This is a genomic window from Clostridium taeniosporum (assembly GCF_001735765.2).
Lineage (GTDB): Bacteria > Bacillota > Clostridia > Clostridiales > Clostridiaceae > Clostridium > Clostridium taeniosporum.
Window position 1 is genome coordinate 1,677,553 of sequence record NZ_CP017253.2, and the last position, 13,478, is coordinate 1,691,030.

12 protein-coding genes are annotated in these 13,478 nt (G+C 24.1%); 3 read left to right on the forward strand and 9 right to left on the reverse strand.

Going from position 1 to position 13,478, the window contains the following annotated elements; translation table 11 throughout:
• Positions 1 to 57 precede the first annotated feature (57 nt).
• The 5 genes from BGI42_RS07795 to BGI42_RS07815 form a co-directional block, all read right to left on the reverse strand.
• On the reverse strand, positions 58 to 780 hold the full coding sequence (locus BGI42_RS07795; RefSeq protein WP_069679784.1) for a glycerophosphodiester phosphodiesterase: 723 nt from the start codon (positions 778 to 780) through the stop codon (positions 58 to 60).
• Positions 781 to 1,137: 357 nt separating this feature from the next.
• Entirely contained in the window at positions 1,138 to 1,836 is a 699-nt protein-coding gene (locus BGI42_RS07800) for an MgtC/SapB family protein (RefSeq protein WP_069679785.1), read from the reverse strand.
• A 251-nt stretch (positions 1,837 to 2,087) separates the two neighbouring features.
• A complete protein-coding gene (locus tag BGI42_RS07805) occupies positions 2,088 to 5,348 on the reverse strand; it encodes a DEAD/DEAH box helicase (RefSeq protein ID WP_069679786.1) in 3,261 nt (1,086 codons plus the stop codon).
• 20 nt (positions 5,349 to 5,368) lie between these two features.
• Entirely contained in the window at positions 5,369 to 5,557 is a 189-nt protein-coding gene (locus BGI42_RS07810) for a hypothetical protein (RefSeq protein WP_069679787.1), read from the reverse strand.
• 20 nt (positions 5,558 to 5,577) lie between these two features.
• Positions 5,578 to 7,506 carry an ABC-F family ATP-binding cassette domain-containing protein gene (locus BGI42_RS07815; RefSeq protein WP_069679788.1) on the reverse strand — a complete coding sequence of 643 codons (1,929 nt, stop codon included), beginning with the start codon at positions 7,504 to 7,506 and terminating at the stop codon, positions 5,578 to 5,580.
• Positions 7,507 to 7,735: 229 nt separating this feature from the next.
• Here BGI42_RS07815 and BGI42_RS07820 point away from each other — a divergent pair, with 229 nt between their 5' ends.
• Both BGI42_RS07820 and BGI42_RS07825 read left to right on the forward strand, forming a co-directional pair.
• Positions 7,736 to 8,641 (forward strand): M15 family metallopeptidase, encoded by a 906-nt coding sequence (locus BGI42_RS07820; protein WP_105165907.1) that lies wholly within the window; start codon positions 7,736 to 7,738, stop codon positions 8,639 to 8,641.
• Between the two features lie 27 nt (positions 8,642 to 8,668).
• Positions 8,669 to 9,775: an amidase domain-containing protein gene (locus tag BGI42_RS07825; protein ID WP_069679789.1), complete on the forward strand. Its 1,107-nt coding sequence runs from the start codon at positions 8,669 to 8,671 to the stop codon at positions 9,773 to 9,775.
• Positions 9,776 to 9,944: 169 nt separating this feature from the next.
• On the opposite strand, the gene BGI42_RS07830 is transcribed toward BGI42_RS07825, so the two are convergent.
• On the reverse strand, positions 9,945 to 10,559 hold the full coding sequence (locus BGI42_RS07830; protein WP_069679790.1) for a superoxide dismutase: 615 nt from the start codon (positions 10,557 to 10,559) through the stop codon (positions 9,945 to 9,947).
• 342 nt (positions 10,560 to 10,901) lie between these two features.
• Here BGI42_RS07830 and BGI42_RS07835 point away from each other — a divergent pair, with 342 nt between their 5' ends.
• Positions 10,902 to 11,360 (forward strand): NUDIX hydrolase, encoded by a 459-nt coding sequence (locus BGI42_RS07835; protein WP_069679791.1) that lies wholly within the window; start codon positions 10,902 to 10,904, stop codon positions 11,358 to 11,360.
• A 161-nt stretch (positions 11,361 to 11,521) separates the two neighbouring features.
• Here the strand turns inward: BGI42_RS07835 and BGI42_RS07840 are convergent, their stop codons facing one another.
• From BGI42_RS07840 to BGI42_RS07845, 3 genes are all read right to left on the reverse strand, one after another.
• Complete coding sequence (locus BGI42_RS07840; RefSeq protein ID WP_069679792.1) at positions 11,522 to 12,085, reverse strand: NUDIX hydrolase; 564 nt, start codon at positions 12,083 to 12,085, stop codon at positions 11,522 to 11,524.
• A 150-nt stretch (positions 12,086 to 12,235) separates the two neighbouring features.
• A complete protein-coding gene (locus tag BGI42_RS16230; protein ID WP_192875366.1) occupies positions 12,236 to 12,373 on the reverse strand; it encodes a hypothetical protein in 138 nt (45 codons plus the stop codon).
• Positions 12,374 to 12,499: 126 nt separating this feature from the next.
• The gene (locus BGI42_RS07845; RefSeq protein ID WP_069679793.1) at positions 12,500 to 13,432 is read right to left on the reverse strand and encodes a glycyl-radical enzyme activating protein; all 933 of its coding nucleotides are present in this window, start codon (positions 13,430 to 13,432) and stop codon (positions 12,500 to 12,502) included.
• Positions 13,433 to 13,478: the final 46 nt, after the last annotated feature.

Below are 13,478 nucleotides of genomic sequence, written 5' to 3' on the forward strand. Positions count from 1 at the left end.
TATCATTTAATACATAAATTTACAATAAAAATAATATGTCTTTATAAAATTTTTTATTTACATCAATGTTTTTAATAAATCAGGATAATTAGTTATTATTGCGTCTACACCTAATTTAATCATTTTTTTCATATCTTCTTTGTCATTAACGGTATATACATTTACCTTCAAATTATTATCATGTGCTTTTTTTATTATTTCCTTATTTACATTATTGTACCCTGGATGAATGGCATTTACACCTACTATTTTTGCATAATTATAAGGCTCAAATATACAATCACAGTATAATACACCTGTCTTTATATTATTATTTAAATCTATACATCTTCTTACTGAATAGTGATTAAAAGTAGATACTATAGCTCTTTTTTCTAATTTGTATTTTTCAATTAAATCATAAATTATTTTCTCTATATTTTCATAATCAATTATACTATTTTTAATTTCTATATTTATTATAATGTTCTTATCGCTAACATACTTTAAAAATTCCTCTAATGTTGGTATTCTTAATCCTTTAAATTCTTTACCAAATTTTATTCCAGCATCAAATTTTTTCAACTCTTCTAAAGTATAATCTTTAATTAATCCGGTACCTGTTGTTGTTCTATCAAGTTCTTCATCATGACATATTACTGCATACCCATCCTTAGTTAATTGTACATCAGTTTCTATTCCATCACATCCAGCTTCTATAGCTTTTTCAAAGGCAATCATTGTATTTTCAGGATAAAACCCACTAAATCCTCTATGAGCAATATTTAATATTTTTTTCATATTTAAGCCTCCTAAGTTAATACAACTTTTGTAATCTAATATGAGCGATTATATATTTGTAGATTTAATTGCTTAATACTTCTATAGTTTATCAATTGAATTTTTAAGTAACTGTTAATTAAATACTTATTAATATTACTAAAGGCTCTACTATCATGTATTTTGTTGTAATTTTCAAAAAATAATACATTATTTTCTTCATATATTTAATTAATTTATAGTATATCATATATTTTATACTATAAATATTTAACTTTTTATAATAGTTCAAAATTCTTGAATAATTTTACAACTGAATAAAATAAAAAAGCAATAAAAGATTCAAAAAAATTAAACCTTTCATTGCTTTTTATCTATTCATATCATTTCTTCAATCATACAAACACCTTCTATATTATGAAGATCTAAAATATATTCCATATGATTTTTACTTTCATTAAGTTTTAATGTCATAGTTAAGGCAATAACCTTCTTATCACTGTTGTTATTTCTAATTTCAATATTAAATATTTTAGTTCCATCATGCTTTACACATGTCATAAAATTCATAACTCCCTTAATATCGTTAAGTTCAACATAAATATCAATGGTTTTAGAATGAGTTTGCATATATTCATCAAGTTTATGAAGGCCAGTAACTACTCCCATTAAAAATATACATGTTATTATAGCGCCTTCATAAAAACCAATTCCAATAGCTAGTCCCATACAAGCACATGCCCAAAGACCTGCTGCTGTTGTAAGACCTTTTACTTGATTTTTACCTACTACCATTATTGTACCTGCTCCTAAAAATCCAATCCCACTTATCACTTGAGCACCCATCCTACTTGCATCACCTGGTAAACTTAATATATCAGTCATATATTGATTAGTAGTCATTATAATAGTAGCTCCAATACATACTAAGATATGTGTCCTAAAGCCAGCAGGTCTATTTCTTCTTCCTCTTTCAGCTCCAAGAATTCCAGCACAAAGAGTTGCAAGAGTCAACCTAGCTATTATTGATACTGTGTTAACTTCTCTTAAATAATTTATAATATCTAAATTTTGCACATTATCACCTACTTTTAAACTCTTAACAAAAATTTTTTAAAATCTATAACTTAACTGGTTAAAGATTTTAAATGGATATTCTTCTTTAAAGTTTTGTATAAGAAGAGAGACAATGTAACCAAATATTGACTACATTGTCTACTATATTTTTTTATGTTTAAATTATGTGTTTATAAAAGTTTAATGTAGATAAAAAAGTACTAATTTATATAATTTTTAAAATAAATGAATATATAATTATACTATTATTTTTAGTTAAATAAGTTAACAATTTCTTCATCACTCAACGTATTTATAAATGATCCCATATTTAAATCATCACCTAAGATTTTATCTATAAGTTTTCTCTTAGTATCTTGTAATTCTATTATTTTTTCTTCAATTGTTCCTTGTGCTATAAGTTTAATCACTTCCACAGTATTTTTTTGCCCAAATCTATGTGCTCTGTCAGTTGCTTGATCTTCTACTGCTGGATTCCACCAAGGATCAAAATGTATTACTATATCTGCACTAGTTAAATTAAGACCTGTTCCTCCAGCTTTTAAAGATACTAAAAATACATTATTTTCTCCAGTATTAAATTCATTAACCATTTTTATTCTATTCATAGAAGATACAGATCCATCTAAATAAGAAAATAGAATATTGTTTTCTTTAAGTAAATTACTTATATTTTTAAGTATAGATGTAAATTGAGAAAATACTAAAATTTTATGTCCTGCACTTATACTATGATCTAATATCTCTAAAAGTGCATCTATTTTGCCACTTGTTCCTAAATAATTTTCCATAATTACAGACGGGTCTAAACAAATCTGTCTTAATTTAGTTATATAAGATAATATCTCTATTTTACTATTTTTGAATTCATCATCTTCAACTTTCTTTTTTATTAAATCTTTTGCATATTCAGAATATGTTTTATATACTGTCTTTTGTTCATCACTTAAAGGTATAATCAATCTTTTTTCTATTTTATCAGGTAATTCTTTAATAACATTCTTTTTGTATCTTCTTAATATAAATGGTTTAACAAGTCTATTTAATTCCACAAGAATTTCCTTTTCTTCTTCTAATCTTCTATAGTATCTACTCATAAATCTTTTTTCATCAAAAAGATAACCAGGCATTATAAAATCAAAAATTGACCAAAGTTCCATTAAAGAATTTTCTATAGGTGTACCTGTAAGAGCAAAGTTAGAATTTGATTTTATATTTTTAACAGCTTTTGCATTTTGCGATGAAGGATTCTTGATATTTTGAGCTTCATCTAAAATACAATAGTCAAATACCATAGTATATAATTCTAAATCTCTTCTTAAAAGATTATATGTTGTTATAATAACATCATAGTTATTATATGTTTCAATTTGATCTTTACGTGTCTCTTTATTTCCATTTACAATACATACACTTATATGTGGAGCAAATTTTTTAAATTCATTAAACCAATTATATATAAGAGATGTTGGTGCAACTATAAGTGTATGTGAATTTTTTCTTGATGATAAGAAAACTATTGTTTGAAGTGTTTTACCAAGTCCCATCTCATCTGCTAAAACTCCACCAAAACCTAAATATTCTAAAGACCTAAACCAATTATAACCATCTCTTTGATATTCTCTTAATGTTGCTTGAATTCCATATGGAGGTTGAAAAGATTTATCTTTTATATTATGGACTTTATTTCTTATTTCACTAATTGTATCTCTGCCATCTATAAATCTGAAATCTTTATCTTCTAAATATTCATCTAAATAAATAGTTTTATTTTTATATAAATCAATCTTATTATTATTTAACTTATCCTCTAAAAGTAAATTGTCTAGAAGTGTTAAAATATCTTTTAAATTTTCATCTTCTAAATCCAAAAATTCTCCATTTTTTAATTTATAATATTTCAAATTATTTCTAAAACTTCTTAAAATATTACTTGTCTCTTCTTTAGATATATCTCCTATTAAAAATTCAAATTCGAAATAATCAAATTTTCCTTTTCTAATGTCACCTCTAAAATCTGATTTTGATATTTTCTTTATTCCCTTAAAATTTTCAGAATAAAAAATTTCTCCATAATTTTGAAATTTATCTATATCATATCTGAAAAATTTAAATATATAATCATCATCTTTTAAAAATAAAAACTTATTATTAACATCTTCAAATCCATATCTTTTTATTAGTTTATATACTTCTTTTTCTTTTTCTGAATCTCTATATATAATTTTATCCTTAAACTCTTCAAAATAATTAAATTCATACCCACCATATGAAACTTTTAAAGTCATATAAATATTTTCCCTATCTTTATCAAAATAAAATTTAAATACAACTGGAGCTATTACCACCTTATTTTGTATTTTATTAGATAAGTTTAAAATACTACTAACATTTTGTATAGAAGGTATCAATTCTTTTAATATTCTCTTTTCATCATTCTTATTAAAAGAAATACTTTGAGTATTATTAAATACTTTTAAATATGGAGATAACCTTTCACTTTGTTCTATAGATGGAACATATATTGAAGTTCCATAAAGAAAGACATCTTCATCTTGTGTAAGAGCTTCTGGTATTCCACTTGGAACTTCTAATATAATATTGTTTCCTTTTTCAATTAAAGAAAATGGAACAGGTATATCTTCATAGAGGATTTCAGAATCAATTATTCTACAGAAGAAGCCATCACCTAAGTATACTCTATGATCTTTTATTATATCTAAAAAGCTTTTAACCAAAATATCTGGAATAGTTAAAGTTTTTCCATTTATAATTTTATCTTGGCTTCTTCTAAATGAACTTTTTAGATTTTCTCTTTCACTTAATCTATAGATAAATTTAATAAGTCTTCTATCATTAAATGAAAGACTTTGTTTTCTTATATCAAAAATAAAGTCCTTTCCATACTTAATAGGCATTTTATTGTACATACATACTAAAAACTGGTTTATATCTTTTAGTACATACATTTTATTATTAACATCTTTAAGACCTATTTTAAATTCTGCTTGAAGTTTTGAAGACCATGTATTTCTATTTAAAGTTATTTCAAATTTAATCCTATTTTTATTATCATCTAATAAGGAACTTAATATATCTTGAGATTGTGAATTTTTTGAAAATACCTTAGAATTATCATCTTTGTTTTTTTGTAACATCAACAATTCTTCTTTTAGATTTTCATTATTATCTAACCTATTTAAAAAATAATAAAATGATGCAACTAAATGTTTGCAACAATAATTATCTTTTGAAAACTCCTTCTTTTCAAAATCTTCACAACTACAATATGTTCCTATAACCTCTTTAGTTTTACTATCCATCTCTATCTTGCATGAATATTCATTAAAAAGACTTTCTGATATTACAGAAGATAATATACTTATCATATGATCATCTACATTTATTTTTATGTCTTTTACTAAATCATTTTTTAGTATAGCTTCAGCTTTTACTCTGTTTCTTCCACTTATACTATTATTGAATCCTTCCATTAAAACTTGTTTTATCATAAATTATCACCATTTATAAATTACTTATTTATTTCCCTCATTTTTGTTATTAAAGAAGATTCTATATATTCTGACTTAGAAAATCCTTTTCTAAAATATCTTATTTGTTTATATTTGTTTCCTTGAAGTTCCATATCTAAAATATCTATCCTATCACCTTTAAATATTAATGGTTCTTTTTTCCCTTTTAGATTTATTTGTAATTCCAATCTAACATCCTCCAATTGTATTATTTTTTCTTGGCATTATACTCTTCTATAGCAGCTGCTATTTCGTTTAAATATTCCCATCTTTCATATTTGTGTTCTAATTTTTCTTCTAAAGCCTCTTTCTCTTTAATAAGCTCATTAAGTTTTCCATAATTAGTAGCATTTTTCTCTAATTCTTTATCAATATCTGATATTTTTTCTTCTAAAGTAGATATATCTTCATCAATAGTTTCAAATTCTTTTTGTTCTTTAAAAGTAAATTTAGGTTTATCTTCTTTATTTTTAACTCTTTCTTTTTTTACTTTTGTAGTAGATTTTTCTTCCTTTGGATTTTCATTTCTTTTTTCAATTTCTTTTGATATTAAGAAATCACTATAATTACCATTGTATTCTTTAATAAATCCATTTCCTTCATAAGAAAATATTTTATTACAAATTCTATCTAAGAAATATCTATCATGAGATACAACAATTACAACTCCCATAAACTCATCTAAAAATGATTCTAATATTTTTAATGTTTCGATATCTAAATCATTTGTAGGTTCATCTAATATTAAAAAGTTAGGTGATTCCATTAACACCCTTAAAAGATGTAATCTTCTTCTTTCTCCTCCTGATAACTTTTCAATAGGAGTATATTGCATTGTGCTATCAAATAAAAATCTTTCACACATAGAAGAAGCTGTTATTTTAGTTCCATCTTCTGTTGGAATATATTCGCCACCTTCTTTAACATAATCTATAACTCTTAAGCTATCATCCATGTTAGTATTGTCTTGTGCAAAACACCCTATTTTTACGGTATCACCTATTTCAATTCTACCACTATCTACTGGAATTAATCCTCTTACTAAATTAACTAAAGTAGTTTTTCCAGCACCATTTTCTCCAACTATTCCAATTCTATCATCTCTTAAAAATATATAGTTAAAATCTTTTATAACTTGTTTTTCACCAAATGCCTTATTTATATCATAAAGCTCAACTACTTTTTTTCCTAATCTACTTCCAACAAAAGATATATCTACATTTTCTTTTCTTTCTATTTGTTTTATATTAACTAATTCATCAAATCTTTGAAGTCTTGCTTTTTGCTTAGTGGTTCTAGCTTTTGCTCCTCTTTTAACCCATTTTAACTCATTTCTAATTAATGATTCTCTCTTTTCTTCTTTAACTTGTTCAATTTCTAATCTTTCAACCTTCTTTTCTAAGAAATCTGTATAATTTCCTGGATATGAATAAAGATTTCCTCTATCTAATTCAATAATTCTATTTGTGACTCTATCTAGAAAATATCTATCATGAGTTATCATTAAAAGAGCACCTTTTCTTGTATTTAAAAATTCTTCAAGCCACTCTATTGATGTTGCATCAAGATGGTTTGTAGGCTCATCTAGTATGAGTAATTCACAAGGAGTTATAAGTGCTGATGCAAGAGCAACCCTCTTTTTTTGTCCACCTGACAAATTATCAATTATTTCATTATAATTAGATATTCCAAGTTTATTTAAGATACTCTTAGCTTCACTTTCTAAATCCCATAAATTAAGAGAATCTATTTCACCTTGTAATTTTATAAGTTTATCATTTAATATATCAAAATTTTTACCATTGCAAGTATTTATTTTTTCTAATACATCTTCATATTCCATAAGAAGTTTCATTTCTCTAGTGTCGCCTCTAAATATTTGTTCTAAAACAGTTGCTCCACTTTTAAAAACTGGATTTTGAGAAAGATATTCTATTCTAATATTTTTCCCTTTAGTTATAGAACCATCAAAAAACTCATCTTTTCCACCAACAATTTTAAGAAAAGTTGATTTTCCTGCACCATTAATACCTATAAGTCCTATTTTATCACCATCATTTATTCCTAAGGATACATTGTTTAGTAATGTTTTTTCACTATAACTTTTATGTATATTTTCTAAAGTAATTATATTCATTAAAATTAAAACTCCTTCATTTTTATAATCCACCTATAATTGTAACATACTTTAAGAAAGTTCAATATCTGTCTAATAACTTAAAATTAAATTTTCTTTAAATTATAGTTTTTTATACATACTATAAATTAATTAATTAAAGATATTTTAACATATTTTTCTATGACATAAACATGCCTTCCTTTGGATAAACTAGATTTATCTAGTTTTAAATGGTGGTGAAAAAATTATGAAAAAATTAAGTGCTTTTTTTATATGCTTTCTTATACTTTTTAATATTCCAATAACATCAAATGCTGAGGAAGTTAGAGATTATGAAATTCAAATGAAACAAGATTTATTAGTTTTAATGATATCATATCCTAATGACATTGTTGGAGTTGAAAAAAATGATGATAAAGTTTATATAGTTATGAAGTCTGGCAAAAAAATTCTATATGATGATAAAATTCAAAAAAGTCATGAAGAAAAATTAGCAAATCCTGATTTACAAGATATGCTAGAACAATATTATCCTATTGATAAAAATGATATAGTTATGGATAAAAGTTTTGATCCAGGCAGAGCTAGGAATTATGATTTATTAAATGAAGTTTATTGTAGTTCAAGAAATGCCATTGAAAAAAATCTTGTTAATTTAAAATATGGTTATCCAAATTATCAGTTTAATAAACAAAATAATGCCAATGTATCGTTAGATAATACATTAAAAACTCTAGTTCCATTATGCAAAAATAGAAGTGATATATCAAGTATACTTTATCCTGCAAGTGGAACATACAATTATAGGGTTATATCTGGAACTAATAGGTTAAGTCCTCATTCTTATGGAATTGCTATTGATTTAAAAAGTGATAAAAGAGATTATTGGAAATGGAGTAATGAAAAAGATGCACAAAAAAGAATTTCAGAATATCCTAAAGATTTAGTTGAAGCATTTGAAAATAATAATTTTGTTTGGGGTGGGAAATGGGGACATTTTGATATTCTGCATTTTGAGTACAGACCTGAAATTATTTTAAAAGCTAGATATTTTACTAATTGGAATAATGAAGAAAACTGGTTTGAAGGAGTCCCATTAGAAGATGAAAATATAAAAAATTATATTAATATTATCGAAAAAGCATTAATCTAAAATACAAGTTAGAAAGAGGTAGTAATTATGTCATTATTTAATTTTAGCAAATTATCTCTAAAAAAAGTAATTGCAATATTTATATTTGTATTAACATTTTTTAATATATTTTCATTTAAAAATGTCTTAGCTGATGATACCGAAAATGAATTAAAAAAATACGTAGAAAATATTTTCTTAATAAAAAGTAAAGCTGTATTAACTCAAGATTTAGAATGCTTAAAAGGTTTATACTGTAATAATACTAAGATTGGTAAATGGGCATATGAATATGAAGAAAAAAAAGTTAAGTATATAAATAACTGGGCTGAAAAACAAGGTGTTAAATTTTTAGATATAATACCTAAAATTAAAATTACTAGATGTAACGTTGGTGATAAGACTAGTAATTTTTATATATTATGTGATACAGAATATAAATATGAATATTTAGATCAACCTAATGTAATTAATAGTTGTAGAATAGGAACTTCTCATATAATGAGACTTAGTAAATGTAATGATGGATGGATAATAACAAAAGAATGGTATAGTGATCCCTTTGCAGATTCTTTAAGTTTAGAAAACATTAAAGTTAATGATATTAAAGATCACATAAAAAAACAATCTTCAAGGGATTTTTCAGAATTAAGCGAGAGAAGAAAAAATGCTTTAGAATATGCTGAAAAATACTGTGGGGTATCTGTATTAGATGAATATAAATTTAAATATAATAGAAAATATAAAAATTTTAACTGTGAAGGTGGAGATTGTGCAAACTTTGCTTCTCAAATACTTCATGAGGGTGGTAAATTTAGAAAAAATTCAGTTTGGAATTATGCAAAAGGTAGTGCCACTGGCTCATGGGTAAATGCTGATAAATTCACTCATTATATGTTAAATAGTGGTAGAGCTTCTGTTATATCTACTGGTAGCTATGAAAAAGTATATAAAGCTTCATATAAATTATTACCTGGGGATTTTATAGCTTATGAAAAAAAAGGAGATATAACTCATATATCAGTTGTTACAGGCGCCGATTCTAAAGGATATAGTTTAGTTACGTGTCATAATACTGATAGAAATAATGTTCCATGGGATTTAGGTTGGAGTGATAAAAAAATGAAATTTTGGTTAATAAGAGTTCATTATTAGTAAAAAAAGAAATTAAAAGTTTTAGTGTAAATACACCCCATGCATTAATAAGATAGCTCGTATTAAATGTATGGAGTGTATCAATTAGGCTCTGTTTTTAATACGTGTTGATATATTTAAAACAGAGCCTAATTAAAATTTGTAAATACTCATTTTACAATATTATCTTTTAAATAATGTAATTTTCATATAAATTTTCAATTTTACCCCAATCAATAACATTCCATATATTCTTTACATAATCAGCTCTTAAATTTTTATATTTTAGATAATATGCATGTTCCCAAACATCTATACATAAAATAGGTGTTAATCCATCACTAATAGGACTGTTTTGATTTAATGTTTTGTGAATTGATAATTTTCCATTCATATCTTTTACTAAAAATCCATATCCTGATCCAAATTGACTTATTGTCAAGTTAGTTAATTGAATTTTTAAATTTTCTATATTTCCAAATGTATTGTTTATTTCATATAGTAAACTTCCTTCTGGTTTTAGCTTAGGTTTTGGAGATAATATATAAAAATATAAATTATGATTTATTACTCCTCCACCTTGATTAATTATATTTTGTCTTATTTCTTGTGGAAAAGAACCTACATTCAATAGTATTTGCTCTAATGTTTTTCCTTTTGTTAAATTATCATATCCTTTTAATATTTTATTTAAATTATTTACATAGCCTTGTAAATGTTTATTATAATGTATATTTACTGTTTCAGCATCTATATACGGTTCTAAATCATCATATTCATATGATAATTCTATTTTATCAAACATTTCATATCCCCTTTTAATAAAAATTCTATTCTATAATATTATTATTCTAAATTTTAATTTTAGTTATAAATACTTTTAGCTTTGTTATCTAATGATTAGTTATAATTATAAGAAATTATAAAAATAATTATTTACATTCTACTATAGAATTCATATAATTGTTTAATAATAAAAAAATCGCTAAGGCGACTGTGGAGCCGTGGATTTTTTTTACTCATCATTTTATAAGTTATTCACAGATCTTCCAACAATATAATTTCTTAAAGAATAAATTAATTTTAGTTTATTAAATTATAATTTTTTGATCTTTGGGCAAATTAAATAAAAAAGAGGTTTATAAATATGAAACAAATGATATTTGGAGAAAAACTTAAAGATAAAGAATATACTGATAGAATTGGAGCATATGGATTAATTTTTCAAAATCATAAAATTGCTGTTATAAAACTACCGGTTGGTTATTTTTTACCTGGTGGTGGAGTGGAAAAAGGAGAAAGCCATGAACAATGTTTAAAAAGAGAATTTATGGAGGAATTAGGTTGTACAATAAACATAAAAGATTTTGTGTGTATAGGTTCTTCTTATCATTTTGGACGCAGATTTAATAAATATATCCATAGTATTGGTAATTTCTATTTAGCCGATTCATTAAAAAAAGTAAGTGAACCAACAGAAAGAGATCATCAATTAGTTTGGTTAAATGTAGAAGAGGCTCATAATAAAATGTTTTTAGATCATCAAGCTTGGGCTATAAAACAAGGTTATATTTTTTTAAAAAATTTAAATAACAATAAAAACTAAATTATTTTTATCAATAAATACAATTTAAAAATAAACTATTGAATAATTTATAAGTAGGTAAATTAATAAAACCATGTATTAGTAGACATAAATCTTTTTTAATACATGGTTTTTTATTAATCAAAATTTATATATATTATTTTTGCAATAAATTCTCTATTTTAATTAATAAGTTTTTTTATTTTCTCATTAAATTTATTGTATAATTTGATCATATCAGGTTCATTTGAATATAGATGTATGTCATTTATAGGAATCCATTTAACTCCACTATTTTCATCTTCTTTTATTGCAAGTTCTTCATTTTCATCACACTCTAAAAGATATGCTATTGATAAATGTAAATGGGCAGATACATATTTTCCTTTTTTAAAATGTCCTTTAACAGGTAATACATCTAAAGATAAGATTTCATTACTTACTACTTTAAAATTCTTAACTCCAGTCTCCTCTTTAGCTTCTTTTATAGCAACATATAAAAAATTATCATCACCATCAGTATGCCCACCAGTCCATGCCCAAGTATTATATATATTATGATGTATCATTAATACTTTATCTCTAGCTTTATTTACTATATATCCTGAGCTAGTCATATGAGCTAAAAAATTTTCTCTGGTTAATAAATTATCATACTGTTTTATACAGTATAATATAAAGTTTTTATCTGCAACTTCTTGTTCATTATATGGTTTATAATTTTCTATTTCTTTAATCCAATTCATATAAATATCCCCTTATATTTTAGTTTATAGAAATATTTTTATATATTATTTATATTAACACTTACTTTTGATATAAGAAATGTTTTTTTATTTACTAATGTTAATATAAAAAACTTTTAATATAATTGGTTGATATTTATACTTAATTATTTAATATTTATTTTTTACCTTTTCTAAGTAATCTTTTTGTGTTGTTATGTTTTCTTCAAAATTTTTCACAGCATTTTTTGTGAAATTCCCTACTTTAGCTATATTGGAAAATTGTTGATTATCATTTCTTTTGTTCATATAAACATCTCCTTAAAATAAATTTCTTTATATTTATTATTCCAATAATATATTTATTTATAAAAAAGTATAGAGTCATTTTAAAAATTATTTTAAAATGACTCTATTATATTAAATTAAATGGGGTTAGTGAGCACCAATATTACATTTTAGTCCTATTTTCTGAACTATTTTTTTAAATTTTAACATAATCTCTTCATTAGGTGTATTAATGTTATCTTTCATTAAATATTTTTTACCTAAGCATGTATATTTATTTAAACCCAATCTATGATATGGTAATAAATGAAGTTCTTTTACATGGTTTAAATCTTTACTAAATTTAGCTATATTTTCAATACTCTTAGAATCACAATTAAACTCTGGAATAACGGGAACTCTGACTATCATACTTTTAGCTAAATCTGATATTAATTTTGCATTTTTCAAAATAATTTTATTGCTTGCACCAACATATTTTTTATGTTTTTCTTCGTCAATTGTTTTAATGTCCAAAAGTACTAAATCAACCCATGGTAATACGTTTTCTAATATATTTTTATTTACATATCCTGTAGTTTCTATAGTTGTGTGAACTCCCATTTGCTTACATCCTTTTAATATTTCTAAAGCAAATTCATTTTGTAATAATGGTTCTCCACCAGAAAGAGTAACACCACCATTAGACCTTCTGAATTGTGATGAATCCTTATTAATTTCTAATAATACTTCTTTAACATTCATATCTTTTCCAGAAATAACAAGAGCTCCTGGATAACAATTTTCAGCGCAATTTCCACAACTAATACATCTGTCTCTATCTATTCTATTAATATTATTAAAATCTATAGCATCATGTTCACAATTTTTTTCACATTTATGACATCCTGTACAATTACTTAAATTAAAAAGTAATTCTTTGTTTATATTTTGAGATTCAGGATTGCTACACCAATAGCAAGATAATGGACATCCTTTTAAAAATACTATAGTTCGTATTCCTGGACCATCATTTACTGAAAATCTTTGTATATTAAAAACAGTACCTGTCTTATTTAAATCAACTTCGTTTTTTAGCATAGCTTTTTCCTTTCATAAAATATTTATATTACTATATCATATAACA